The organism is Cupriavidus sp. LA-1, assembly GCF_055385985.1.
On sequence record NZ_AP031388.1, the window covers coordinates 1,426,974 to 1,452,437 of the forward strand.

23 protein-coding genes are annotated in these 25,464 nt (G+C 68.8%); 9 read left to right on the plus strand and 14 right to left on the minus strand.

Annotated features, from left to right (window positions below; all coding sequences use genetic code 11):
- Positions 1 to 318, plus strand: a complete 318-nt coding sequence (locus ACZ5MJ_RS25710) for a DUF6587 family protein (RefSeq protein ID WP_464226509.1) — start codon at positions 1 to 3, stop codon at positions 316 to 318.
- A gap of 372 nt (positions 319 to 690) precedes the next feature.
- Here ACZ5MJ_RS25710 and ACZ5MJ_RS25715 read toward each other — a convergent pair whose 3' ends face one another.
- Entirely contained in the window at positions 691 to 2,001 is a 1,311-nt protein-coding gene (locus ACZ5MJ_RS25715) for a hypothetical protein (RefSeq protein ID WP_464226611.1), read from the minus strand.
- Between the two features lie 640 nt (positions 2,002 to 2,641).
- Between ACZ5MJ_RS25715 and leuA the strand changes: the two genes are divergently transcribed.
- Both leuA and ACZ5MJ_RS25725 read left to right on the plus strand, forming a co-directional pair.
- Positions 2,642 to 4,351, plus strand: a complete 1,710-nt coding sequence (gene leuA / locus ACZ5MJ_RS25720) for a 2-isopropylmalate synthase (protein ID WP_464226510.1) — start codon at positions 2,642 to 2,644, stop codon at positions 4,349 to 4,351.
- Between the two features lie 331 nt (positions 4,352 to 4,682).
- On the plus strand, positions 4,683 to 5,327 hold the full coding sequence (locus ACZ5MJ_RS25725) for an OmpW/AlkL family protein (protein ID WP_464226511.1): 645 nt from the start codon (positions 4,683 to 4,685) through the stop codon (positions 5,325 to 5,327).
- 78 nt (positions 5,328 to 5,405) lie between these two features.
- Here the strand turns inward: ACZ5MJ_RS25725 and ACZ5MJ_RS25730 are convergent, their stop codons facing one another.
- The gene (locus tag ACZ5MJ_RS25730) at positions 5,406 to 6,893 is read right to left on the minus strand and encodes an AMP nucleosidase (RefSeq protein WP_464226512.1); all 1,488 of its coding nucleotides are present in this window, start codon (positions 6,891 to 6,893) and stop codon (positions 5,406 to 5,408) included.
- Positions 6,894 to 7,080: 187 nt separating this feature from the next.
- Here ACZ5MJ_RS25730 and ACZ5MJ_RS25735 point away from each other — a divergent pair, with 187 nt between their 5' ends.
- Positions 7,081 to 7,470, plus strand: a complete 390-nt coding sequence (locus tag ACZ5MJ_RS25735) for a GNAT family N-acetyltransferase (protein ID WP_464226514.1) — start codon at positions 7,081 to 7,083, stop codon at positions 7,468 to 7,470.
- Positions 7,471 to 7,746: 276 nt separating this feature from the next.
- On the opposite strand, the gene ACZ5MJ_RS25740 is transcribed toward ACZ5MJ_RS25735, so the two are convergent.
- From ACZ5MJ_RS25740 to ACZ5MJ_RS25750, 3 genes are read right to left on the minus strand one after another with little or no spacing between them, the layout of a single operon-like run.
- Positions 7,747 to 8,721 carry a Bug family tripartite tricarboxylate transporter substrate binding protein gene (locus ACZ5MJ_RS25740; RefSeq protein WP_464226515.1) on the minus strand — a complete coding sequence of 325 codons (975 nt, stop codon included), beginning with the start codon at positions 8,719 to 8,721 and terminating at the stop codon, positions 7,747 to 7,749.
- Positions 8,722 to 8,763: 42 nt separating this feature from the next.
- Positions 8,764 to 9,117, minus strand: coding sequence for an AtuA-related protein (locus ACZ5MJ_RS25745; protein WP_464226516.1), 354 nt, complete (start codon positions 9,115 to 9,117; stop codon positions 8,764 to 8,766).
- An 11-nt stretch (positions 9,118 to 9,128) separates the two neighbouring features.
- On the minus strand, positions 9,129 to 10,490 hold the full coding sequence (locus ACZ5MJ_RS25750) for an acyclic terpene utilization AtuA family protein (RefSeq protein WP_464226517.1): 1,362 nt from the start codon (positions 10,488 to 10,490) through the stop codon (positions 9,129 to 9,131).
- Positions 10,491 to 10,604: 114 nt separating this feature from the next.
- Between ACZ5MJ_RS25750 and ACZ5MJ_RS25755 the strand changes: the two genes are divergently transcribed.
- Complete coding sequence (locus ACZ5MJ_RS25755) at positions 10,605 to 11,510, plus strand: LysR substrate-binding domain-containing protein (RefSeq protein WP_464226518.1); 906 nt, start codon at positions 10,605 to 10,607, stop codon at positions 11,508 to 11,510.
- A gap of 54 nt (positions 11,511 to 11,564) precedes the next feature.
- Here ACZ5MJ_RS25755 and ACZ5MJ_RS25760 read toward each other — a convergent pair whose 3' ends face one another.
- From ACZ5MJ_RS25760 to ACZ5MJ_RS25795, 8 genes are all read right to left on the minus strand, one after another.
- Positions 11,565 to 12,356, minus strand: a complete 792-nt coding sequence (locus tag ACZ5MJ_RS25760; RefSeq protein ID WP_464226520.1) for an SDR family oxidoreductase — start codon at positions 12,354 to 12,356, stop codon at positions 11,565 to 11,567.
- A gap of 41 nt (positions 12,357 to 12,397) precedes the next feature.
- Positions 12,398 to 13,534: an ABC transporter substrate-binding protein gene (locus tag ACZ5MJ_RS25765; RefSeq protein ID WP_464226521.1), complete on the minus strand. Its 1,137-nt coding sequence runs from the start codon at positions 13,532 to 13,534 to the stop codon at positions 12,398 to 12,400.
- A 271-nt stretch (positions 13,535 to 13,805) separates the two neighbouring features.
- Positions 13,806 to 14,318 (minus strand): DUF1269 domain-containing protein, encoded by a 513-nt coding sequence (locus tag ACZ5MJ_RS25770; protein WP_464226522.1) that lies wholly within the window; start codon positions 14,316 to 14,318, stop codon positions 13,806 to 13,808.
- Positions 14,319 to 14,533: 215 nt separating this feature from the next.
- The gene (locus tag ACZ5MJ_RS25775) at positions 14,534 to 15,967 is read right to left on the minus strand and encodes an acetate kinase (RefSeq protein WP_464226524.1); all 1,434 of its coding nucleotides are present in this window, start codon (positions 15,965 to 15,967) and stop codon (positions 14,534 to 14,536) included.
- Positions 15,968 to 16,043: 76 nt separating this feature from the next.
- On the minus strand, positions 16,044 to 17,048 hold the full coding sequence (locus tag ACZ5MJ_RS25780) for a flagellin (protein ID WP_464226525.1): 1,005 nt from the start codon (positions 17,046 to 17,048) through the stop codon (positions 16,044 to 16,046).
- Between the two features lie 10 nt (positions 17,049 to 17,058).
- Positions 17,059 to 17,757 carry a C39 family peptidase gene (locus ACZ5MJ_RS25785; RefSeq protein WP_464226526.1) on the minus strand — a complete coding sequence of 233 codons (699 nt, stop codon included), beginning with the start codon at positions 17,755 to 17,757 and terminating at the stop codon, positions 17,059 to 17,061.
- Positions 17,754 to 18,191, minus strand: a complete 438-nt coding sequence (locus tag ACZ5MJ_RS25790; RefSeq protein WP_464226528.1) for a hypothetical protein — start codon at positions 18,189 to 18,191, stop codon at positions 17,754 to 17,756. The genes ACZ5MJ_RS25785 and ACZ5MJ_RS25790 overlap by 4 nt, the downstream gene beginning before the upstream one ends.
- Positions 18,192 to 18,371: 180 nt before the next feature.
- Positions 18,372 to 20,027 (minus strand): hypothetical protein, encoded by a 1,656-nt coding sequence (locus ACZ5MJ_RS25795; RefSeq protein ID WP_464226529.1) that lies wholly within the window; start codon positions 20,025 to 20,027, stop codon positions 18,372 to 18,374.
- Between the two features lie 670 nt (positions 20,028 to 20,697).
- On the opposite strand from ACZ5MJ_RS25795, the gene ACZ5MJ_RS25800 reads away from it, so the two are divergent.
- From ACZ5MJ_RS25800 to ACZ5MJ_RS25815, 4 genes are all read left to right on the plus strand, one after another.
- A complete protein-coding gene (locus ACZ5MJ_RS25800) occupies positions 20,698 to 21,483 on the plus strand; it encodes a GntR family transcriptional regulator (RefSeq protein WP_464226530.1) in 786 nt (261 codons plus the stop codon).
- 107 nt (positions 21,484 to 21,590) lie between these two features.
- Positions 21,591 to 22,643, plus strand: a complete 1,053-nt coding sequence (locus tag ACZ5MJ_RS25805; protein ID WP_464226531.1) for a tripartite tricarboxylate transporter substrate binding protein — start codon at positions 21,591 to 21,593, stop codon at positions 22,641 to 22,643.
- Positions 22,640 to 23,926, plus strand: a complete 1,287-nt coding sequence (locus tag ACZ5MJ_RS25810) for a 3-isopropylmalate dehydratase large subunit (protein ID WP_464226533.1) — start codon at positions 22,640 to 22,642, stop codon at positions 23,924 to 23,926. The genes ACZ5MJ_RS25805 and ACZ5MJ_RS25810 overlap by 4 nt, the downstream gene beginning before the upstream one ends.
- Positions 23,927 to 23,975: 49 nt before the next feature.
- Positions 23,976 to 24,521, plus strand: a complete 546-nt coding sequence (locus ACZ5MJ_RS25815; RefSeq protein WP_464226534.1) for a LeuD/DmdB family oxidoreductase small subunit — start codon at positions 23,976 to 23,978, stop codon at positions 24,519 to 24,521.
- Between the two features lie 15 nt (positions 24,522 to 24,536).
- Here ACZ5MJ_RS25815 and ACZ5MJ_RS25820 read toward each other — a convergent pair whose 3' ends face one another.
- Positions 24,537 to 25,229: a phosphoribosyltransferase gene (locus tag ACZ5MJ_RS25820; protein WP_464226535.1), complete on the minus strand. Its 693-nt coding sequence runs from the start codon at positions 25,227 to 25,229 to the stop codon at positions 24,537 to 24,539.
- Positions 25,230 to 25,464: the final 235 nt, after the last annotated feature.

Consider the following 25,464-nt stretch of genomic DNA (forward strand, 5'->3'; position numbering starts at 1 on the left):
ATGACCCTCTACCACGCCATCGAAATGCTGCTGGTCCCGCTGATCGTGCTGGCGTGCGCGGTGTCGGTGCTGGCGCGCTACGCGCCGCGCACGCGCGAGCGCGTCAAGGCCGCGCTGGCCGCGCACCTGGGCGGCACCGCCGCCACCGGCTGGCGCGGCCGGCTGGTGCGCTGGCTCGCCCCGCAGGCCGCGGCGGGCTGCGCCAGCGGCTGCGACGACGGCGGCTGCAACACGTGCGGCGCCAATCCTGCCAGCAATACCGCCAGCGGGCAGGAACAGCCTGCCGAGCAGGTGGTGCGCTTCGTGCGCAAGCGCTGAACGGCGCGCTTTCCTCTTCCAAACAATCCACGCAGAAACGGGTACGCCCGCTGCTTCCGCCAGGCGCGGAAGCGGCGGTCTGCGCTCATCTGCGAGCTGTCTGACGGGGATAAGACGGGCCGGTAAAGGCTTGCTCGCCTGCACGCAGAATTGGGTACGCTTTGGGTGCAAGCAGGCCTGCCGGGCATCTGGGGAACGGGTGGCAAGAGCAGCTCCGGCCTTGTTCCGACACCATTGGCGGTACACGCCGGCATCAACAAAATGCCTCGTGCCGGCCACGCAGAAACGGGTACGCTTTGCCGGCATCCGTGCCGCCGGAAGCAAAACGCCCTCCGGATGGAGGGCGTTTTGCCAGGTGCGGCAAACCGATGCTTACCTGACCGTACCGTAGAAGACCAGCATCAGCGGCGTATTGTCGGCGACCGCGGTGCAGGTCACGGTAATGGTGAAGTCGCCCGCTGCGGTGCCGGTGGCACGCACCTGGTTCGGCAGCAAGACCAGGCTCGGGCTCAGTGACACCGGACCGGTGCTGGACCATGCCCAGTTGCTGCAGGCGGTGTACTGCGCATCGTCGCCCAGATGCTTCATGCGTGCCGTCACCTCGACCGGGATCGGCGGCACCAGCAGCAGCGTCAACGGATCCTGGTTGTCGCTGACCAGCGCCCAGGCCGGATTCTCCGTCACCGTCAGGGTGGCGCTGCGGCGCTCGCCGAGCTTGCTGCTGACCGCGGTCACCGTCAGGCTGCCCTGGACCGGACCCTTGTCGTTGGCCAGGCTGGTGCGCACCGTCGCATCATGCGTACCCGCCGCTTCCGATGCGGACAGCGTGGCCGAGGTCGCCGTGTAGGTCCAGGTGCCGTCGAAATCCGCGGTCACGTCCTGGCCATCCTGGCGCAGCACGCGCGAGGTGAAGGTATCCGGACGACTGCTGAACACCTGCAGCGCGTTGACCTCGCGTCCGCCCTTGGTGGTCACCACGCGATAGGCGGCGGCGCCGTTCTTCTGCACGGTCACGGCGATCACGCCACCGAGGGTATGCCCGTCGGGCGCGGTGACCGACACGGAGACACTGGCCGTGGCCGCAGTGGTGGGCGAACTGTTGCTCGCCTTCAGCGTGGCACTGTTCTGGCTGGCGGTGACCTGGACCGCGGTGCCGCTGCTCGACCATGCCCAGCTGTTGACGCTGGCCGACACATCGCTGCCGTTGCTGTCGACCAGCGATACCGCTACCGGCAGTGCCTGGCCGTCGCTCATCGACAGGCTGGTGCTCGGGATCGACAAGCTATAGGTCAGCGTCGACGCCGGCACCACGGTAATGGTGGCCGACTGCGCAGGCAGCTGCACTGTCGTGTTGTCGGCGCTCTTGACCGTCGCCACCACCTGCACGGTGGTGGTTCCGGGGGCAACGCCCGTGACCACGGCGCTGCCCGGCGTGGTGGCGCTCGCCGCCACGGTGGCAACGGTGTTATCGGTGCTGGCCCAGTTGAAGGTGGTGTTGCCCGATACGTCGACGCCGTTGCTGTCCACCGCCAGCGCGCTGATGGTAATCGTGCGGCCGACGCCGACCTCGCCGGAGGTCACGCTCATCTTCGTGGTGTAGGTCAGCGGCGTGCTGCCGCCCGCGGCCGGCGCGGCGGGCGCGCTTGAGCCGCCGCCACCTCCGCCGCAAGCCGCCAAGAGCATCGCCAAGGCACAACCTGTCAGCCAGGTTGCCCACGTTCTCATTCTCATGATGATCCCCCGAGTCGTTTTTCCCCGCGCTATCAGCCTAGGCACAAAGGCACGGACGCAATACCGTCCAGAGGACTGAGGTGCAGCGCACAGAACATGCGCGTGACTCATCCATACAGCGCAGTGTCACCGCCATACGGGCGAGAGAAAAACGCGCGGCAGCGGGCCGGCGGCGGACCGCCCCCAACCGTTTGGCGCACTTCGCACAAAGCGATCCCCCGATCGGGCCACGCTGGCGTGCCGTGCCCCTCCGCCGCTTGACCGAGGCAGGCGTTGTCGACTAATCTTGCCCGGCAATGCGGCCCCGCGCCGCATGCGCGCACACCCTGAGCGGCTCCGGCCCACCCTCTCCAGCCACGATGAACCGTTACTCCAGCACTTCCTGCCAGGCTGCCGATGCGTCCCGCATCGCTGCCCGCGCACGCGTGCTGGCTGCGCTGACATCGGGCCGCGCCCTGCGCGCTTCCTCGCTACTGCTAAGCCTACCGATCGGTTGCCGGGCCTAGGGCCCCCGTGGCAGTTCGGCAGCCTTTCGCCACCCTTTTTCCGTTTGTCTTTTTTCACTTTCCCCTAGCGAGGAAGGAGACCCCGTATGCTCGGCAATCCCGCCACCAAGTACCAGCCCGCCGCCACCGTCGACATCCCTGACCGGACCTGGCCCGGCCGCACCATCACGCGCGCACCGCGCTGGATGAGCACCGACCTGCGCGACGGCAACCAGGCCCTGATCGAGCCGATGAACCCGGCGCGCAAGCTGCGCTTCTTCGAGCAACTGGTAAAGATCGGCCTGAAGGAAATCGAAGTCGCGTTCCCCGCGGCCTCGCAGACCGATTTCGACTTCGTGCGCATGCTGATCGAAGCGCAGCGCATCCCCGACGACGTCACCATCGTGGTGCTGACGCAGTCGCGCGAAGACCTGATCCGCCGCACGGTCGACTCCGTACGCGGCGCGGCGCGCGCCACGGTGCATCTGTACAACCCGATCGCGCCGGCCTGGCGGCGCATCGTCTTCAACGCGTCGCGTGAAGAGATCAAGGAGGTCGCGGTATCGGGCACGCGCCTGATCAAGGCGCTGACCGATGCCATGCCGGAAACCGCGTGGACCTATGAGTATTCGCCGGAGACCTTCAGCCTGGCCGAACTCGACTTCTCGCTGGAAGTGAGCGACGCGGTCTCTGCCGCCTGGCAAGCCGGCCCCGGCCGCCCGATGATCCTGAACCTGCCGACCACGGTCGAATGCAGCACGCCCAATGTGTTCGCCGACCAGATCGAATGGATGCACCGCCGCCTCGCCCGGCGCGAACACATCGCGCTGTCGGTGCACCCGCACAACGACCGCGGCACCGCGGTGGCCGCCGCGGAACTGGCCGTGATGGCGGGCGCCGACCGCGTGGAAGGATGCCTGTTCGGCAACGGCGAGCGCACCGGCAATGTCGACCTGGTGACGCTGGCGCTCAACCTCTATACGCAGGGCGTGGCGCCCAACCTGGACTTCTCCGATATCGATGCGGTGCGCCAGTGCGTGGAGCACTGCAACCAGCTGCCGGTGCATCCGCGCCATCCGTATGTCGGCGACCTGGTGTTCACCGCATTCTCGGGCTCGCACCAGGATGCGATCCGCAAGGGCTTTGCGCAGCAGCAGCCGGACGGTATCTGGGAGGTGCCCTACCTGCCGATCGACCCGGCCGACCTCGGCCGCAGCTATGACGCGGTGATCCGCGTCAACAGCCAGTCCGGCAAGGGCGGCATGGCCTACCTGCTGGAACAGGTGCATGGCATCTACATGCCGCGCCGCCTGCAGATCGAGTTCAGCCGCGCAGTGCAGGCCATGACCGACGACACCGGGATGGAGGCGAGCGCCGATGATCTTTATGGTCTGTTCCAGCGCGAGTACCTGGCGCAGCAGACGCCGCTGCGCTATGTATCGCACCAGCTGGTATCGGACAGCGATGGCGCCACGGAGATCGCGGTGCAGATGGTGCGCGACGGCAAGCCGTGCAGCGTGCGCGGCACCGGCAACGGGCCCATCGACGCCTTCGTCAATGCGCTGGACTTTCCGGTACGCGTGATGGATTACCACGAGCATGCGATGACCGCAGGCGCGGACGCGCGCGCAGCGTGCTACGTGGAAGTGCGCGTGGGCGATTCACCGACAGGCTTTGGCGTGGGCATCGACGCCAGCCTGGTCACGGCCTCGCTGCGCGCGGTAGTCTCGGGGGTGAACCGGCACCTGCAGGCGGGCTTCGGCGTGGCGCCGCGGTCTGCGGTGACCGCAGTGGCTGGCGAGCCCGCCGGGGCCTGACACCGCAAGAAAGCCGGTGTGCCCCGCCCCCACGGGGCACACCCGGAAAGACGCCCAAGCGGGCGCCCACGACATGCTCGGCGCCGATCCGCACACGCTGCCGGCGCGCGTGGATCTTTCGCACAGCGTAAGCGGCGCTACCGCTCGGCGCCACGAATCATTCCGCATGTGCTTAGAAGCGCCGGTGCAAGCCGCGCTGTGCGAAGGCTGCGCTGTGGCGTCATCGCGACGCCGCGCGCCCCAATGCCTTCTGCTTGTTCTGGGTCAAGGCCCCCGCCGGCCTGCTCGGCCAAACTGGGCCCGGATTCGATACCAGACCAAGCAGAACCACATGAAAACTCTCTCTCTTCGCACCCGGGTCACCTGTTCCGCCATCGCCGCCTGCGCCATGCTGGGCGCCTTCGCCACCCCCGCTGCCGCCGCTGACGAGGCGCAGGGCAACTGGATGGTGCGCCTGCGCGGCACCTACCTCGACATGGCCAACAGCTCCGACCCCGTCGGCGGCATCGGCCCGTCGGACCGCATCACGGTCAACAACAAGTGGATCCCTGAATTCGACGTCACCTACTTCTTCACGCCAAACATTGCCGCGGAACTCGTGCTGACGGTCCCGCAAAAGCAGGACGTCTACCTCGACGGCAACAGGATCGGCACCTTCAAGCATCTGCCGCCGACACTGCTGGTGCAGTACCACTTCATTCCCAACGGCACCTTCCGCCCGTATATCGGCGCCGGCCTGAACTTCACCCGCATCTGGGGTGCAGACATCGCCAACAACTCGCTGCAGCTCGACAGCTGGAGCGTAGCCCCGGCGCTGCAGATCGGCATGGACTACAAGCTGACCAAGAACTGGTTCCTGAACGCCGATATCAAGAAGATCTGGCTGTCCAGCGATGTGAGGGCGGGGGGTATGAACGTATCGAAGGTGAACCTGGATCCGTGGCTGTTCAGCATGGGGGTGGGGTATCGGTTCTGATCCTGCCATCCCATGCAAAAGGCCGGCGCCAATCAGGCGCCGGCCTTTTGCTTTTTCCGGAAGAGAGAGAGTGCGGACCTACCGGAAAGCCGGCTCATCAAAACTGCGTAGCTTGCGCGAATGCAGCTGCTCCACGCCGTTCTCACGCAGGATACGGATCGCCTCCAGCCCGATGGTCATGTGCTGGCTGACCCGCTGGCGGTAGAACGCATTGGCCATGCCCCGCAGCTTGAGCTCGCCATGCAGCGGCTTGTCCGACACGCACAGCAACGTGCCGTACGGCACGCGCAGCCGGAAGCCATTGGCCGCCACCGCCGCGCTTTCCATGTCGATGGCAATCGCGCGCGACTGGTTGAAGCGCGCATACAGCGACTTGGACTTCAGCTCCCAGTTGCGGTCGTCGGTCGACACCACCGTGCCGGTGCGCATGCGGGTCTTCATCTCATTGCCGGACAGCCCGGTCACGCGCGCGACGGCTTCCTGCAATGCCACCTGGATCTCGGCGATGGGCGGCACCGGCACCCACGGCGGCAGGTCGTGGTCGAGCACGTGGTCGTCGCGCACATAGGCGTGCGCCAGCACATAGTCGCCGAGCTGCTGCGAGCGGCGCAGGCCGCCGCAGTGGCCCACCATCAGCCAGCAGTGCGGGCGCAGCACCGCGAGGTGGTCGGTCATGGTCTTGGCGTTGGACGGGCCCACGCCGATATTGACCAGCGTCACGCCCAGCTTGTCCTCGCGCACCAGGTGGTAGGCGGGCATCTGCGGCAGTGCGCGCGGGCGCGTGGCGTCGTCGGGCTCGGCCCCGCCGATTTCCTGCACCACGTCGCCAGGCTCGACAAAGCGGGTGTAGCCGCCGCCGTCGCCATTGCCCATCAGCCCGCGCCCCAGCGTGACGAACTCGTCGACGTAGCGCTGGTAGTTGGTGAACAGCACGAAGCGCTGGAAGTGCTGCGGCGCGGTGCCGGTGTAGTGGTACAGCCGCTGCAGCGCCAGGTCCACGCGCTCGGCCGGGAACAGCGACAGCGGCCAGGCCTCGCCCGGCACCGGCTCATAGGTGCCGTTGGCGATGCCATCGTCGATGCGGCTCAGCTCCGGCAGCACGAACGATGCCTCCAGCTCGCGCGCCTGGGTGTAGCTGATGTCGGTGGTGGAGGCCTCGATCACGAACGGCAGCGGGATCGGGCGCCGGCTCAGTCCCACCACCACCGGCACGCGGTGATAGCGCATCAGCCGCTCGATCTGGTCGCGGTAGTAGTCGGCCAGCAGGTCGGGGCGCGTCACCGTGGTGCCGTACACGCCCGGGTAGGCCACCGTGCCCCATGACGGCCGGCTGTCGGTGACCATGGTCTCGATGTTGACCGAGATGCCCAGGTACGGATAGCAGGCATGCGCGGCCGAGGGCAGCGGCTTGCCGTTGGCGAAGGCGTCAAAGCGCGCGCGCACGGCGCCGACCGAAGCATCGTAGATGTCGCGGATGCGGGCGATCGCCGCATCCGCGTCGGAGAATTCGGCCAGTTGGTCGGCCGGATGCGCGGAGGAGAAGACTGGGGCGTTCATGGAAGCCATGATACCGCGCCGGCGCGCCGGCGTGAGCGGCCCCCCACCCCGCCGGAAGCCAAATTGACGCGCCCGCGCACCCTCGCTACACTCCGCCAATTGCGCGGCACGGGTTCCCGTGCCGTTCTCGACTCGCGGCGCCCCTGGTGGCAAGGGGCGGCGAGGGGCCGTACGCGCTTTACTGGGAGAGCCGCCAATGGAAATCCGTAACTTGTTGCCCGACGACATCGAGGCAGCCAGGCAACTACTGATCGCCAATGGCTGGGCTCACCGGGTGGGCGGCCCGGAAAAATTCGCGCGGCTGGTGGCCAATTCCCAGCGCGTGGCCGTGGCGGTCGAAAAAGGCGAGGTGGTGGGCTTTGCCCGCGCGCTGTGCGACGACGTCTGCGACGGCTTCCTGTCGATGATTGCCGTGGCGCCCAGCCACCGCCGGCGCGGCATCGGCCGTGCCCTGGTGCGGCATATCGTCGGCAACGACCCCGATATCAACTGGATGCTGCGCGCGGCGCGCTCCTCGGAAGCCGCTTTCTTCGGCCAGCTTGGCTTTACGCCGTCGATGGTGGCAATGGAACGGCGCCGGCCCTGACCTGCGCATTGCACCGGCGGACGGCCAGCGTCCGCCGATCCTGCGCGCAAGCGTACCCAATTCTGCGAGCAGCGGGATGACCGCTTCCGAGTGTCCTGACAAGAACAGGGTCGGGTATCGGCACACACAGTCCTTGAGGCAGACCATCTGCGGGACAGGACGCTCGCCCGCCCTTGTCAATCAAGGCCGGAAGCACCAAAGCGTACCTACTTCTGCGTAAAAATCGGGGCCACGTGGCCCCGTTTTCCATGCATGGGAGCTTGCGCGGTCCTGCGTTCACTCAGGCTGGATATTCGCCGCCTTGATGATACGTCCCCACTTGCCGGACTCTTGCGACTGGAACTTCGCCAGCTCCGCGGGCGTGCTGGTGAACACGTCAGTGCCGGTCGCCTTGTAGAAGCTGGCCGCGGTATCGCTGCGCGCGGCCTTGACCATCATCGCGTTGAGCTTCGCCACCACCGGCTGCGGCGTGCCCGCGGGCGCATAAGCCGCGAACCAGTAGCTCATCTCGTAGCCCTTGACGCCGGCTTCGTCGATGGTGGGCACGTCCGGCGCCAGCGGCGAGCGTGCCTTGCCCGATACGCCCAGCGCGCGCAGCTTGCCGCTCTTGACCTGCGGCAGGCCGGTGGCGGTGTCGGTGATCATCATCTGGATCTGGTTGCCGAGCAGGTCAGTGATGGCCAGCGGGTTGCTCTTGTAGGGTACGTGCAGCAGCTGCACATGCGCCATCTGCTGGAACAGCTCGCCGGCAATGCGCGACGACGAACTGCCGCTGCCGAAGCTGAGCTTGCCCGGCTGCTGCTTTGCCAGCGCGATGAACTCGCCCACGGTCCTGGCCGGCACCTGCGGGTTGACCACCATGATCTGGCCGCCACGGCCCAGCGCGGTGATTGGCGAGTAGTCCTTGACCGGGTCGTACGGCAGCTTCTTGAACAGGTGCTCGTTGGCCGCATGCGTGGTGTTGGTGCTGATCAGCACGGTGTAGCCGTCCGGGGCGGCCTTGGCCACGTCCGACGCGGCGATGAAGCCGTTGGCACCCGGCTTGTTGTCGACCACCACGGTCGCCTTGCTGTCCACGGTGATGGCCTGTCCGATGGCGCGTGCCAGCTGGTCGGTGGCGCTGCCGGCGGCGAACGGCACCACAAAGCGGATCGGCTTGTCGGGAAACTCGGCCCAGGCCTGCCCCGCGGGCAGGATCAGCGCCAGCGCGGCAACGGCCAGCGGCTTGAGGAACGAGGTCGTGGGGGTCATGGTGGTCTCCTGTTCAGGTCGTTGTCGGTGTGAAGCCATGGATCAGTGGTTATCCGGGGCGGCGCCAGCGAGTCGCGGCGGCACCGGTATCTCAAGCTGCAGCAGGCGGAACGACAGCGCCTTGCCATGCGTGTCGAGGTTGAGCGCGTCATTGACGCCGCCATCGAGCACGCCGTCGAGGACGAAGTTCATCGCCTGCAGCGACGGCACCAGGTAGCGCGTGACGGCCGTGGGCCGGCGCTCGCGGAACAGCGCGCGCACGGCGTCTTCCGTCACATGCGCGACCAGGTGGTCGTAGTCGCGCGCGTCGTAGGCGATCACGCTGATGTTGGAACGGTTGCCCTTGTCGCCGGTGCGGCCATGGGCGAACTGGTAGAGCGCGGCGGTGGTGGTCATGTGCGGCCTCCTCAGTCGATAAAGGTATGGGTGGGCGCGACCGCATCGCGCGGCACGAGGCAGGAGACCGCGTTCAGCCGCGCGCGCTGCGCGGTGCGCACGCCGCCGCCGCCGGCCGGGCCGCACGTGTAGAGCGCATTGACCTCGCGCTGCAGGGCCTGCGCCACCGCCAGGTCGTCATGCGCCAGTGCGGCGCGCAGGCGCACATCCTGCGCCGCTTCCTCATGCGGCTGGCGCTGCGCGAACATGGCGCCGCCGTCGTCGGCCAGCACGCTGAGCACGCCGATCAGGTCGAAGCGGATCGGTGCGTCATGGCCCAGCAGCTGCATGCGCCGGCGCAGGATGTCGGCGGCCAGCCGCGCGCGCGCGGCGGCGTTGGGGCCGGCGTACGAGATCTCGCCCTCGGCCAGCCAGCCGCCGTGGCTGAAGACATTGGCCTTGAGCTGCACCGGGCGCGGATGGCCGCGCACATTGCGCACGGCGACACGGTCCGGGCCCAGTTGCGCCACGGTGACGGCGCCGATATCGGCCACCACGTCCGGCGTCAGGTAGGCGGCCGGGTCGTGGACCTCGTACAGCAGCTGTTCCTTGACCGTGCGCAGGTCCACGCAGCCGCCGGTACCGGCGGCCTTGAAGATCTCGATGCCGCCGTCGGCGTCGAGCTGCGCGATCGGGAAGCCCAGCGCGTGCACATCGGGCACGTCCTTCATGCCGGGATCGGCAAAGTAGCCGCCGGTGACCTGTGCCCCGCACTCCAGCAGGTGGCCGGCCATGGTGGCGGCGCCCAGCCGGTCCCAGTCGTCCCACGCCCAGCCGAAGTGCGCCATCGCCGGCCCCACCGCCAGCGCCGGATCGGCCACGCGCCCGCAGACAACCACGTGGGCGCCGTCCATGATCGCCTCGGCGATGCCTTGCGCGCCGATATAGGCGTTGGCGCAGACGAAGCGATCGGTGTCGAAAGCGTCGCCAAGAATGCCTTGTAAACGAGCGCGCCCGGCATCGTCGGACAGGTCATCGCCCTCCACCACGGCCACGCGCGGCGCGGGCAGGCCCAGTTCCTGCGCCAGCCGCAGCACGCGCCGCGCCGCGGCGCGCGGATTGGCGGCACCGAAATTGCCGACGATGGGAATGCGGTGTTGCAGGCACAGGCCCAGCACCGGCACCAGCAGCGCGTCGAGCAGCGGCTCAAAGCCCTGCGCGGGATCGTTGCGCCGCGCCAGCTGCGCCAGCGCCAGCGTGCGCTCGGCCAGGGTCTCGAAGATCAGCGCGGCCGGCTGCCCGGAGGCAATCAGCGTGCGCACCACCGGCAGCGCGGCGTCGGTGCGGTCGCCGGAGAAGCCGGCGCCGGAGCCGATCAGCAAGGGAGCAGTCATGGTCGGGGGCAGGTCGTTGGTGGGGTCGGTCCCATTCTAGGGCCGGCACGTCCAGCCAAAAAACGGATTATTTCGATTAATCTATCGACTTGCTGGATAAATCCGCCAGACCCCATGAACCTCTCGGTCAAGCATCTGCGCGCGTTCGTGGCGCTGGCCACCTACCGCAACTTCACGCGCGCGGCGCGCGCCTGCCACCTGTCGCAGTCGGCCTTCAGCGCGCTGGTGCAGACGCTGGAGGAACAGGCCGGCAGCCGGCTGTTCGAGCGCACCACGCGGCATGTGGAGCTGAGCAGCGACGGCGTGCGCTTCGAGCAGACCGCGCGCCGGCTGCTGGCCGATTTCGAAACCGCGTTCGAAGACCTGCGCGCGCATGCGGAGCGGCGCAAGGGCCGGGTGTCGATCGCGGCGCTGCCGTCGCTGGCCGGCGGCGACCTGCCGCCGTTGCTGGCGCAGTTCCGCGCGCTTTATCCGGGCATCGTGCTGGAACTGTTCGACCAGCTTGCCGACGGCTGCATCGAACTGGTCCGCCAGGGCCGCGCCGACTTTGCGCTGGCCCCGGCGCCGGCCCAGGACGACGACCTGCGCGTGGAGCCGCTGGTGCGCGACACCTTCCACCTGGTGTGCCCGGCGGACCATCCGCTGGCGCGCAAGCGCCGCATCGTGCCCGAGATGCTGGCCGGCCTGCCGTTCATCCAGCTGTCGCGCACGACCAGCGTGCGCCAGCACCTGGACGCCGCGCTGCATCCGTTGCGCCTGACCAGCGTGATGGAGGTGGAGCACCTGGCGACGGTGGCGGCGCTGGTGCAGGCGGGGCTGGGCATCAGCGCGGTGCCTTCGCTGGCGCTTTTCCAGTTCCGTAGCGAGGGACTGGCGATCCGGCCGCTGCAGCTGCCCTCGCTGGTGCGCGATATCTGCCTGGTGCGGCTCAAGGACCGCGGCGACTCGGCCGCCGCGGTCGCGATGATCGACTCCCTGCGGGCGTTCTACCGCGGTGGCAAGGCGCCTGCACGGCGCTGAACAGCCGACAAACGCGGCACGCAGAATTGGGTACGCTTTGCTGCCGGCGGCGCTTCAGAAGTGCCCGAGATAGCCGCCGTCGACGGCCAGCACCTGCCCGGTGATGTAGGACGCGGCCGGTGACGCCAGGAACACCACCGCGCCCGCGACTTCCTCCGGCTGGCCCCAGCGGCCCAGCGAGGTGCGCTGGCGCAGCCACTCGGCCACGCTCTCGTCCTCGACCATCGGCTGGTTGGGTTCGGTGGCGAAATAGCCCGGGGCGATCGCGTTGACGGTGACGCCATGGCGGCCCAGGTCGGCGGCCATGGCGCGCGTGAGCGCATCCAGGCCGCCCTTGGTGGCGGGGTAGAGCACGTCGCCGGCGCGCGCGACCTGGCCCGCGATCGAGCTGACATTGACGATGCGCCCGTAGTCGCCGCGGCGCATGCGCTGCGCGGCGAGCCGGCACAGCGCGTAGGGGGCCACCAGGTTGGTTTCGAGCATGGCGCGCAGGTCGCCCGCATCGAGCTGCGCCATGGTGCTGCGGTTGCGCGCACCGGCGTTGTTGACGAGGATGTCGAGCCGGCCATGGTCTGCGTCGATGCGGTCGAACGCCGCCGCCACGGCAGCCTCGTCGGTAATGTCGAGTACCAGCGCCTCGGCGCTGCCGCCGCGCGCGGCCAGCGCGGCGACGGCCTCATGCACGCGCTGCGCATTGCGCGCCACCACCAGCACATGGGCGCCGGCATCGGCCAGCCCGGCGGCGATCGCCAGGCCCAGGCCCTGCGCGCCGCCGGTCACCAGCGCCACGCGGCCGTGCAGCGAGAACGGGGTACGGGAATCGGGAGAGGGGGTAGGAGTAGCCATGCGCGCGACTATACCGCAGCACCTCCCTCCCCGCCGGGGCGCTAGCGAATCAGCTTGCCGGTGGACGAGACGATCGACATTTCCACGAACGACGAGCCGGTGTGGCGCGCCGGGCTGTAGCTGATCAGGATGCCGCCGAGGTCGTAGTCGCGCATGCCCTCCAGCGCTGTGATCAGGCGCTCGCGCGTCAGGTCCGGGCCGGCGCGGCGCAGCCCTTCGACCAGCACCTTGGCGGACATGAAGCCCTCCATACCGGCGTTGGACGGCTCCACGCCCTGCTGCCTGGCCATGTTGCGGTATTCGCTGGCCAGCGTCATCTGGCTGGAGTTGGTGCCGGGCACCACCTGGGTGATGATCAGGCCGCGCGCATCCTCGCCCAGTTCGCGGATAAAGGAATCGGCGGCATTGTTGGACAGCGTGACGAGCTGCGCCTCGCTGCCGGCGCGGCGCAGCTCGCGGATGATGCGTGCCGCCTCGGAACCCGAGCCGATCACCAGCACCGCCTGCGGCCTGGCCTTGTTCATGACGGCCACGCCCTGGCTGATGTCGCCCATGGGCCGGGCAAAGTTCACCGTCGCCGCCGGCTGCACGCCGCGCGCCTGCAGCGCGGCGCTGTAGCCTTCCAGCACGTCCCGGCCAAAGCCGTCGCTGGCGTAGAAGATACCGATGCGGCTCATGCCCGACGTGGCCAGGTGATTGATCGCGCGTGCCACTTCGTCCTGGTACTTGGCGCGCACGTTGAACACATAGCGGTTCACCGGCCGGTGCAGCGTGATGGCACCCGTGAGCGGCGCCACCAGCGGCACCTTCTGCGCGGCAATGATGGGCAGGATGCTCTCGTTCTGCGGCGTGCCGCGCACCATGAAGAGGGCGAACACCTTGTCCTCGTCGATCAGCTTGCGCACGTTGTCGGGCGTGCGCCTGGCATCGAAGCCGTCGTCATAGGTGACCAGTTCGATGCGCCGGCCCGCCACGCCGCCGCTGGCGTTGACGGTGTGCAGGTACACCTGCGCGCCGGCGATCTGCTCCTTGACCGAGCCGGCCACCGGGCCGGTGACGCCGGCCGACTGGCCGATGCGGATGGTGTTGCGGGTCACGCCCGCCTCCGCCAGGGCCGTCTGCGCGGCCCAGCCCAGCGTGGCGGCCAGCATGCCGCACGCGATCCATTTCGCCTTCATTGTCTCGACCCCTTTGCCGGTGCGGCTGACCAGTTTATTTTTTTGCGGCGCGGCATGCATGGCGTGCGCGTCGTCACGCAAGTTACCGCATGCGTCTCATGGGGGCAAACCGGGAAAGACGGGAGTGTTGCAGCAGCCTCACACCGGAACCGCGGGACGGCTCCGGTGTGTGCCGGGGCGCGCTAAAGGATGCGCGCCGGAACGCGCCGCATGGGCGCGCGCGGAGACATGCAACAGCGCCATACGGCGCTGGCCGGCGATGCGTGCCGGATCAGGGGAAAGCGGGTACCGCCGGGTCCAGCCCGGCAAACCTTGCTTCCGGGTGCGCCTTCTGCAGCAGGGCTTCGATTTCCTCGACACGGCCGCGCGGGACGTCGAGCATCAGCAGGATCTTGCCAGCCTCGATGTCCGCCTCGAAGGCACGCAGCCTGCTGTTGGGCGCCGAACTGCCGATCATGCTTGAGGCCCATGCGCCAAACACCGCGCCCAGCACCGCCAGCACGCCGACGAGGCCCCACTGCGGGGAGTCGCTGACGATCGGGAACATCGCCACCACCACGCCGGCCACGACGCCCACACCGCCGCCCACCATCAGGCCCATTTCCGCGGCATGCACGATGTCGGAGGTCTGGAACAGGTTGGCTTCATGCAGGCCCGTCATGTCGGCACCGTCGCGCGCCACGAAGTGGATGTGGCGATTCTCGACGCGGGCAAGCAGCAGGTCGTCCATGGTGCGACGGGCACTCGCCAGGTCGGGCAACAACCAGAAGATGCGTTTGCGCATGTCTCTCTCCTTTTTCAGGCCGCACCACCGGTGAGGTTGAACCTGGTAAGAAAGTACCGCTGGCGGCGCGGGGATATTTCTTTGTACGCCGTTCATGGGGCCAGCGCAAGGCGCGTTTCGGTGCTTGCGCACCGTGGCGGCGGATGTGATGCGCACGCGTGCCCCGTGCATGCGGGGCACGCGTCACGTCCTGCCGGAATGCGCAGGCAAGCGCTTCAGAAAGTGATCGGCAGGCGCAGATTCACCTGCAGGTCTGGCGTGTCGCGCGTCAGCCCCGCGCCCACTGACAGGTTCAGCGTGTAGCGGTTGTTGAAGCGGTACGAGTACCCCACCAGCAAGGTGCCCTGCGTCACGCGCACCGAACCCGGCACGGTCTGGCCATTCTGCTTGGTCGGCCAGATGATGGCCTGGTCATAGCCGATACTGAACGACGCCTTTTCGTTGAGCGACAGGCCCATGCCGAAGCTGAACTCGAAGATGTCTCCCGGCGCGATCCTGCCCAGGTTCTCCTTCTCGCCATTGAGCACGGTGCGGCTCACGTCGCTGCGCGCAAAGTTGTGCAGGTAGCTGAAGGTGCCGAAGAACACCGCCGGATCGGTCGGCAGCAGCCAGGTGATGCCGGGCTGGATCGCCTGGAAGCCGGTACCGGTTGGCAGCCCCAGCGGCAGGCCGGTGCCGGTGGCATTGCCCACGCAGCGCGTGACGCAATCGGTCACCACCTCGAAGGGGTCCCTGCCGGTATTGGACTTGTAGCGCAGCCAGCCGACGAAGTACGGGATCTTCTCGTTGCCGTAGTTGAGCTGGTAGCGCAGCGTCGCCTCGACGTCGCCAAGACCCTTGCCGCTCGAATTGAACACGTTGTCGACGGCGCTGCCGGTGAACACCTCGCGGCTGATGGTCGAACCTGAGACCTGCACGTACGGCACCTTGGCCTCGATCTCGAGCCGCTTGGTGATGCCGTAGCGCAGCGCGATCGATTCGATATAGGTCGAAGTCTTGACCTCGCGCACATCGATCAGGCCGATCAGGATGGCCGGGATGATCGTGTAGCCGACCAGCGCCACCCGGTTGCTCGACGAATACCCGTACTGGAAGCCCGGCTCGACCACGAACTTACCCTGCGCGGTGAGCACGCCGGGCTGGTCGATCAGCGGTGCGATCTCGGGCGGGCGCCGGTCGCTCTCGGGCGGGCGGCCCACGGGCTCATCCGCGGCCACCGTCTGCGGGTTCGCGGACTCGCCCTGCTGCGCCGCCGTCTGCGGCGGCTGGTCGGTCACCTGCTGCGGGTTGTTCACCAGGCCTGGCGCGCCCTGCGTGGCGCTGGCGGCTGCCGCCGCGGTGGCGGCATTGGTGACGTTGTCCGCCGGCATCACGCCGGGCCCTGAACGCTGGCCGCCGCGCTTGGTGGCCAGCACATCGTTGCCGATCACACTGCGCAGTTCGTGGATCAGCGCCTCTTGTTCGGCCAGGGCCCGCTTCATGGCGTCGAGCTGGCTGGCCTGTTCGGCGAGTTCCCTCTGCAGTGATTCGAGTCCGGCTGCGGGTGGTCCCGCATCCGGCGGCGTCTGGGCCTGTGCCAGGCCGCCGAGCAACAGCAACGTCGAGCACCCCGCAGCATGGCGGATGCCCTGCATCGACCGCGTCTTCATCACGTCTTCCTCCCCCGGGACGGCAGACTGTTGCGCAGGAGCCTGAGACCTGTCCTGCCTGATACCTCGCTAACGGCTACCTCATGCTTGCGGCCCGCAACAGCGCGTTGTTCAGCGCCATGTTGGCCAGTTGAGACCGGAAGGCCTGCAGCGTATTCACGCTCGCGTCGATTGTCATCAGGCTCCGGATGCTCTGGTTGTTCAGGGTGTTCTGAATCACGGTCGCCGGCGTTCCCGCCAGCGCCCCCACCGATGCGACATTGCCGGGCCCGTTCTGGATCACGTTCAGCAGCCCGTTGGTCACGACCTGGCCGGTGGCGGTACTCACGACTGTCGTCGGCAGGCCCGCTGCACCTGCTGCACCTGCTGCACCTGCAGAAGCTGCGGAACCTGCCGCACCCGCGGCGCTCGCACTGGCTCCCGGCGCGCCGGCACTGGCGGACGTGCCGCCATTGGCCGCCACCGCGGCAGCCCCGCTGCCCGCACCAGCGGCACCAGCGCCAGCCGTGCCACCGGCGGCCGACGCCGCCGCGCCGGCACTGCCCGCGCTGGCGCTGCCGTTGGCGCCACCGGCGCCCGTCGCAGCGGCGGCACCGGCCGTCACCGGATTGCCGGCCAGCGCGTTGGCGACGGCGGCATTGGTGCTGGCCACGATGGCCGGACCCAGCGTCGCGGCCAGCCGCGCTGCCTGGTCTTTCGTGATGCGGCTGACGTCAGGAATGTTAATGCTGGTCGCGACCACCAGGTCGCCGTTGATGTACACCGCACGTTCGATACCGAACGAAACCTGCAGGCCGTGCATCTCGAAGCCGCCCCGCATGTCGTCGAGCTTTTCATGTGCCACCGGCTTCCAGCCGGCCATGCTGCCGCGCGCGGCAGCCAGAGAGTTGGAACCAGCCCTGTCGCTGGCGGGCATGGCCGCCTGCGACGGCAGCGCCGAAGCGTCGAGCGCGTCGGGCTGCGGCTGCATGCCGGCCTGTGCCGTGCCGGCGCAGGCCAGACCGGCGCCAAGCAGCATCGCGGCGGCCGCCGAAGCGGTGCTGCGAGGAACTGCCGGGGCCGGCAAGGAAGTCTGCAACATGATGCGTTCCTCAAAAATCACTCGCGCCATGCTTGGGCATGACGGTGAAGAACAGGCTATCCCGGTTGACTCCCATCCAGTAAGGGCCGCTGGGCGCAACGCGCCAGTCCGCGGCGAGGTTGAAGCGCGCCATCTCCGTGCGGTTGTGGATCACGAACAGCAGCTGGCTGTCCCAGATCTTCTCGAAATGCTCGCGCGACATCGCGCGCGTGCCGCGCGCGGGATCGCCGACCAGCACGCGGTCGCCCTTCACGCCCTTGACCACCACGAAATGGTGGTAGCCGTTCTCCACGATCAGCACGATCGCCGGCACCTGCGTTTCTTCCAGCTTGGACAGCGGCAACTCGAAGCCATCGGCCTCGTAGCCCAGCGCGGCCAGGAAGCGCTTCATGTCCAGCAGCGAGAACCCCTCGGCGCGGATCTTCTGCTGGTCGCCGTTGACGTACATGCTCTGGAAGACCGCGGCCTCGTTGATCGGATGGCCGTACTGGTAGGTCAGCAGCGTGGCCACCGCGGCCGAGCCGCAGCTGAAGTCGAACTGCTGGCGGATGGTGGACTTGAAGCGCGCCTCGCGAACACTGGTGACCCTGACGCTGTAGGGTTCGCCAACCGGCCCGTACAACGGGGTGTCGGCGGCCTGGGCGCAAGGAACGCCCCCCGCGGCCAGCAGGAACGGCACAGACGCCAACAGGATGCGCAGCGGCTTCATTGCTTGAACTGGACGTTGACGATGGTCGCGTTCTGGATCAGCACGTTGGAGCCCGAGTTCTGAATCGCGGTAGGTATCCCCGCCGCATTCGCGAACGCCCCATCCGAGATGTGATTGGCCCCGGACAAGGTATTGACCGCGGCGTTGTCGGCCACGGTGCCGTGCAGGCGCATATCGCTGACTGTGACTTCGGCGCCGCCACGGATGTCATCCAGTTTAGACACAGGAACAGCTTTCGCCACCCCGGCGAACAGGCCAGCCCTGGCTGCCGGCTGCGCCGCGCTGATGGCCGCCGTCTCCGGGGCCGTGCCTGTGGCCGCGCGCGCGGCCACCATGGCGGCGTCCAGCCCTGGCGGCTCCGCGTGAGCCTGCAATGCTGGCCAGGCGAGTAATGCCGTCGCGAATACGCCGACGGTGAAGCGGACCGGTTGCATGGTGTCTCCCCCTGCCTGTGCGCCGCCCCCCATCCGGGCGGCTGCATGGCAACTAGGCTTGCGTAGGCTTGACAGGGCCCGGGCGCCCGCACACAGGATGCGGGCGCCGGTCCTGCCGGCATGACTGCGAAACTGCCGGCCGGCCCCGGGCACCCCCGGGGTCCGGCCGCGTTGCGCGTCTTACCTGCCCACGTTGAGGTTGGCCTGCACGTTCACGCTCTGCTGCACCAGCGATGCGGCGCCGCTGTTCTGGGTCGCCATCATGATGCCCGCCGCCGTCTGACCAACGCTGGTCATGGTGTTGGACATATTGAACGAACCCGCGTCGACCAGGACGTAGCCGCCGCTGCCGCCAGTGCCGCCAAGGCCGCCGTTGCCGACGCCGCCGGTACCACCGGTGCCGCCAGTGGCCGCGCCGCCGTTGCCGCCGCTGCCACCGCTGCCGCCGCTGCCGCCGTTACCGCCATTGCCGCCGTTGCCGCCGTTACCCGCGGAGTTGCTGCCGTTCGTGGCCACGCTGGTGGCCGCCCCGGAGGTGGCCGCCGCGCCGCCGCCGCCCGCGCCGCCGATGCTGCCCTGCGCGCCGCCGGCACCACCAGTCGCCGTGCCGTTGCCCGCCGTTGCCGTCGAGCCCGCGCCGCTCGAACCACCAGCGCCGCCAGTGCCGCTGCCGGCACCGCCGGTTGCGACCGCGCCGGAAGTACCGGAACCGCCCGCACCGCCGGTCGCGCCTGCGCCGCCGCCCGTGCCCGTGCCTGCGCCGGCCATGCCGGTTGCGCTAGAGCTTCCTGCGTTGCCACCCGCGCCGCCATTACCACCGTTGTCGGCACCCCAACCGGCATTGCCGCCGCTGCCGCCCGCGCCACCGGTCGAAGCGGCCAGACCGCCCAGGGCACCGCTGGCACCCAGGCCGCCGCCGCCGGTCGCGCCAGCGTTGCCGCCCTTGCCACCCGCGCCGAGCGAAGCGCTCAGCGCGCCGCCGCCAAGACCAGCGGCATTGCCACCGCCGCCGCCCTTGCTGCCTGCGGCGCTGAGCGCGCTGCCGCCCCTGCCAGAGGCATTGCCGCCATCGCCGCCATAGCCGCTCGCCGCGCCGCCATTGCCGCCGTCGCCGCCGCTGGCCCAGCCACTGGTGGCCTCGCCGGCCCTGGCGCCGCCGTTGACGGCAAACGCCTTGGCCCCGACCGCACCGACTGCACCGGCAGCACCGGCAGCACCGGCAGCACCGGTAGCACCGTTTCCGCCCACGCCACCAGCACCGGTACCGCCGTTACCGCCGGTGCCACCCTTGCCGCCGAGGCCGGTGCCACCGTTGGCGTTACCGGTGTTCGAGGCATAGTTGCCGATGTTATGGACGTTGTTGCCAGACACCGTGCCGTTCAGCTTGCTGACCGCGATCGCCTTGCTGGTGTTGAAGGCGTTGGCGATGCTCGACGAGGCATTGCCGCCATTGGAACCGGCATTGCCGATGCCACGGTCCATCGTCAGCTTGGCGCGGTTGTCGGAGTTGGTCTTGGTCTTGTTGTTGGAGTTGGTGTTGGTCTTGTTGTTGGAGTTGTTGGTCGACTTGTCGACCGCAACCGTGGTGGTCTCGTTGTCAGAATTGGTAATCGTCCTGTTGGCGTTGACCGTGGTGTTCTTGGTGGTCGTGCTGTGATCCGAATTGTCCTGGTTGGAGGTCGAGTTCTCGTTGGCCGAGGACCCGCCGCCCGATTGGGTCGAGTTGGCGGTGGCGGTCTGGTGGCTCCAGCCATCGGTGTTGTTATTGGTCGGGTTACCCCACGCCGAACCAGCAAAGGCGAGGGCAATCGCCGACGCCAGAAGTGTCTTGTTCATACGATGCTCCCAGGAGGATTTCACAGTCACAGCGGCTCAACCTCCAAGCGGCGCTCCCTTGTGGACCGACGGCTGGAGGTTCAGGTCCGGCTTCCTGCCAAACCAGCCTGCCCTTGCGCATAATCGGTGCCAGCTTCGTCACCTGAGGCGGCAAGTCCTTGTAATACAAGGGCCACCCGGCGCCCCGCGGGGAACTTTCCGCGGCTTTGCCGGACCGGCCCCGGTCCAGGGGTTGTGTGCGGCAGACGACATGTCACATCGCTGTGACAGGGCCGCCCCCACCCGGTCCAATGTGGCGCCTTGGGCTTGGGAAAACACCTTAGTTTTCATGCGCTTATGGCCCTCACTCAGGACTTGCCCTGATCCCCCAGTCGCGTATCGAGGGTGAAACACGGGCGCGATGGTGCTCTCGCCGTCGCCCGTGTGGGGTGGCCCACATAGCCCGGTTGACGCCTTCCTGGCGCTATATGCAAGCCTGGGCCGCCAGGCAGACTTGGCCGGCCCTGGCGCAAACGGCTACGCGGCCCTGCCGCAATCAGGATGCATCGCTGCAACCGTGCACGTGGCCTTGTCGCGAAAACACCTCAGCGTTTTTCCGCGCTAGGCCCCATGTCTGATTTAAAGTACATTAGAGGCATTACAGACTTGTCATCTCTTCGCAAGGGAAACCATGAGTGAAGCCGTCGTTCCGCTGTATCACCAGATTTACGTGGTGCTGCGCCAGCAGATCGTTGAGGGCCGCTTCGGCCAGGGTCCCTTGCCCGGCGAGATCGACCTGGCCAAGCAGTTCCACGCTTCGCGCGTGACCATGCGGCGCGTGTTCGACCGCCTGGTGCAGGAAGGGCTGGTGCGACGCCACCGCGGGCTTGGCACCTTCGTCAATCCGCATCCGGTGCGCCCGGCCGCGGCGGCCGACGAGGAGCGCGGCACCAGCCTGCTCGACAACATCATCGACATGGGCCAGAAGACGTCGGTCAAGGTGATCTCGATCGACGAAGTCCATGCCACACCCGACGTGGCCGAGTCGCTGCAGATCGAGCCGGGCGACCCCGTGGTCAAGATCGTGCGCGTGCGCCACTACCGCAACCGGCCGCTGTCGCACATCACGGTCTACCTGCCGGCCGAACTGGGCCGGCCGATCACGCGCAAGGCTCTGGAAGAGACGCCGGTGCTGCGGCTTCTGGAGGCCGGCGGCGTGAAGCTGGGACGTGCCAGCCAGGTGCTGTCGGCACGCCTGGCCGACGTGGTGGTAGCCCCGCTGCTGGACGTGCCGGTCGGCGGCGCGCTGCTGGCGGTGCGCCGCGTGGTGAAGGACCAGTCCGGGCGCCCGGTGCAGCTGCTGCTCGGCCAGTACCGCCCGGACCGCTACGAGTACCGGATGGAGCTGTCGCCCGCCGGCGTCGACAGCGCCAACGTCTGGGTGGAAAGCGAGACCCGCCCTGGCCTGCGCGACTGACGCCGCGGGCACTGCGCGCCCCGAAGGCAGCGCCGCAGGCGGAGCGCCCCGTCATATTCCGGGCGATACTGCGCATCCCTGATCACATCAAGCGAGGAGCCGCCGTCATGCCAGTGTTCCGCCTGGTCCCGTCCAGCCCGTCCCGTTTGCCTTCGATTACCCGCCGCGCCACGGTACGGCGCCTCGCCGCCGCTGCCGGCCTGGCGGGCGTGGCCGCCTGGGCGCTGGCACTGCCGCTGTCCGCCGCCGCGCAGGGCCAGCCCCAGCTTGCCGGCGGCAAGCCGATCCGGATCCTGGTGGGCGCGCCCGCCGGCGGCACCACCGACACGCTGGCACGCACCATCGCCCAGGAAATGTCCCAGGAGCTCGGGCAGCCGGTGGTGGTCGAGAACCGCCCCGGCGCCGGCGGCAATATCGCCGCCGACCTGGTCGCCAAGAGTGCGCCGGACGGCAGCACGCTGCTGATGAGCTTCACCAGCCATACCATCAACGCCACGCTGTACAAGAAGCTGCCGTTCGACCCGATCCAGGACTTCACGCCGATCACGCTGGTGGCGACCGTGCCGAGCGTGCTGGTGGCCACGCCCAGGTTGCCCGCCAACAATGTGCCCGAACTGATCCGGCTGGCCCGCTCCCAGCCGGGCAAGCTGAACTTCGCCATCGGCTCGGTCGGCTCGTCGCTGCACATGGCGGGCGACATGTTCAAGATGATGACCGGCACCTACATCGTCAATATCCCGTACAAGGGCACCGCGCCGGCGCTGACCGACGTGCTGGCGGGCCAGTGCGACCTGATGTTCGCGAGCACCATCAACGTGTTGCCGCACGTGCGCGCAGGCAAGCTCAAGGTGCTGGGCGTGACCAGCCCTGCGCCGCTGCCGCAGTTCCCCGGCGCGGCGCCGATCGGCAATACCGTCAAGGGCTTTGAGTCGAGCGCGTGGTTCGGGCTGTTCGGACCGGCCGGCATGCCGCACGAAGTCACGCAGGCGCTGTACCAGGCCGCGCACAAGGGGCTGGAAGCCCCCGCGGTGCGCAAGCGGCTGGAGAACGACGGCGCGCAGCCGATGGGCACGTCGCCCGAGGCCTTCGCCGCCTTCGTGAAGCAGGACGTCAAGCGCTGGGCGGCCGTGGTCAGGTATTCGGGAGCATCGCCGGAATGAGCCCTACCCCCGCCACACTGGCGCAAAAGCTGGTGGCACGCGCCGCCGGGCTGGCGCATGCCGAGATCGGCAACGTGGTGATCTGCCGGGTCGACCTGGCGATGTCGCACGACTCCAGCGGCCCGCGCCGGGTGGCGCCGCTGCTGGACGAGCTTGGCACCGGGGTCTGGGACCCATCGCGCTATGTGGTGGTGACCGATCATTTCGTGCCGGGCGGCGATGCCCAGGCCGAGGCTATCCTGCGCTTCACGCGCGACTGGACGCGCCAGGCCGGGGCCCACTTCATCGACGCCGAAGGCATCTGCCACGTGGTGCTGCCCGAACGCGGTCATGTGCTGCCGGGCCGACTCATCGTCGGCGGCGACAGCCACAGCCCCACCGGCGGCGCTTTCGGCGCCTACATGTTCGGCGTCGGCGCAACCGAGATGGCCGGCGTGCTGGCCACCGGCGAGATCTGGCTGCGGGTGCCGCACACCATCCGGCTGCAGTGGGATGGCCGGCTTGCGCCGGGAGTCTGCGCCAAGGACATGATGCTGTTCCTGTGCGCCACCCTAGGCATGGGCGGTGCGCGCTACGAGGCGCTGGAATATACCGGCAGCGCCGTCGCCGCGTTGCCGATGCAAGAGCGCATGACGCTGGCCAATATGAGTGCCGAGCTGGGCGCGCAGACCGGCCTGGTGGCGCCCGACGCGGTCACACTGGACTGGCTGGCCGAAACCGGCGTGCCGGCGCAGACGCTGGCGGCGATCGACCTGGCCCACTGGCGCACCGACCCCGGCGCACCGGTGCTTGCCACCCACCGCTTCGACGCCGCAGCGCTGGCGCCGCAGGTCGCGGCGCCGCACTCGCCCGCCAACAGCGCGCCGGTGGACCAGGCTGCCGGCGAGCCCGTGCAGATCGCCTACCTGGGCGCCTGCACCGGCGCCAAGCTGGAAGACCTGCGCATGGCCGCGCGCGTGCTGCGCGGGCGCCGCGTGGCGGCGGGCGTGACGCTGCAGGTGGCGCCGGCCTCGCGCCGCGACCAGCTGCAGGCCGAGCAGGAAGGCACGCTCGGCATCCTGGCCGGCGCCGGCGCCACGCTGCTGCCCAATGCCTGCGGCGCCTGCGCCGGCTATGGCGCGGCGCGCTTCCCGGCAGGCAGCCGCGCCATTGCCTCGACCGCGCGCAACTTCTCCGGCCGCATGGGCGACGCGGGCAGCGCCGTGTGGCTGGGCTCGCCGATGACGGTGGCCGCCAGCGCCGTTACCGGCTTTATTACCGATCCGCGCACGCTGCTGGCGTAACGCCGCGGACCTGACTTCGAGCCCGCCCCCGGCGGGACTGACTGCTTGCATGACCTCTGCTGACGCCCCCAATCCTGCCCCCGCCCCTGTTGTTGCCCCTGCCGGCCGCCTGTGGCGCTTCGGCGACAACATCGACACCGATGCCATGGCCCCCGCCGTACTGATGAAATCGCCGCTGGCCGTGCTGGCCCGGCATTGCCTGGCCTCGGTGCGCCCGGAGTTTCCCACCAGTGTGCGTCCCGGCGACCTGCTGGTGGCGGGCGCCAACTTCGGCATCGGCTCGTCGCGCGAGCAGGCGGCGCAGGCGCTGCGGGAGCTTGGCGTCGGGGCAGTGGTGGCGCAATCCTTTGGCGGGCTCTTTTACCGCAACGCCATCAACCTGGGCTTGCCGGTGCTGGTCTGCGCCGACACCAGCCGGCTGGCCGACGGCGCGCGCGCGGTGCTGGACCTGGACACGGCGCAACTGCGCCTGGACGACGGCAGCCTGGTCGCGTGCGAGCCCATTGCGGAGTTCCTGCGCGCGATCCTGGCCGCAGGCGGACTAGTGCCGCACCTGAAGGCCCGCCTGGCCCGGGAACGCGGCCAGCACGGTTGAGCGGCGGGTTGAACTTCAGGACGGCGGCGCAGCCGCCGCGCGCAGCAGGGCCAGCGCCTCTTCGTCGCTGGTCTGGCTGAAATCCAGGTAGAAGGCTCCCACCGCGCCAAAGCTGGGCGGCGTGTTCAGGCAGATCACTTGGTCCGCCGCCGGCAACAGGCTGGCCAGCCCGTCCTGCGCCCCGACCGGCGTGGCCGCGATCACGCGCGCCGCCCCGGCCATGCGCACGCCTTCCAGCGCCGCGCGCATGGTGGCGCCGGTGGCCACGCCATCATCCACCACGATCACCGTGCGGCCCGCGCGCGCCGGCACCGGCGCACCGCCGCGGTAACGCTGCTGGCGCCGGGCGATCTCATCGAGCTGGCGCCCGCGCTCGGCGTCAAAGCTGCCGCTCTCGATGGCGCGGCGCGCCCATGGGTCGTCATTGACCACCGTATGCGGCCCGCCGCCGCCGGCATCTCCCTCCACCACCGCGCCCAGCGCCAGTTCCGGGTAGCCGGCGGCGCCGATCTTGCGCACCAGCAGCACGTCCAGCTGGGCGTCGAGCGCGCGCGCCACTTCAAAGGCCACCGGCACGCCGCCGCGTGGCAGCGCCAGCACCAGCGCCGGCCGGCCCAGCTGCGCGGCGCCAAAGCCAAGCTCGGCCAGGTGGCGGCCGAGGTATTGGCCGGCCTCGCGGCGATCGGCAAAGCACGGTGGCAGTGGCATGGCGGATTCCAGGGGGTGGGGGTGACCCGGTGCGGGCCGTCCCTCCGCCAATATAGACCCTGGCGCGGCAGGCGGCGGCGCCAGCGCGCAGCATGGGCGAACCGCAGGCAACGGCGGACAAGTCACCTTGATTAAGCGCGATTTCGCAACAGTGTGTTCAGCCCGGGGTGGCTGACTGCGCCGCGCTGCAGCATTAGGATGGCTGCAGCGCTGACAACGCCGATCCGCAGTTGCC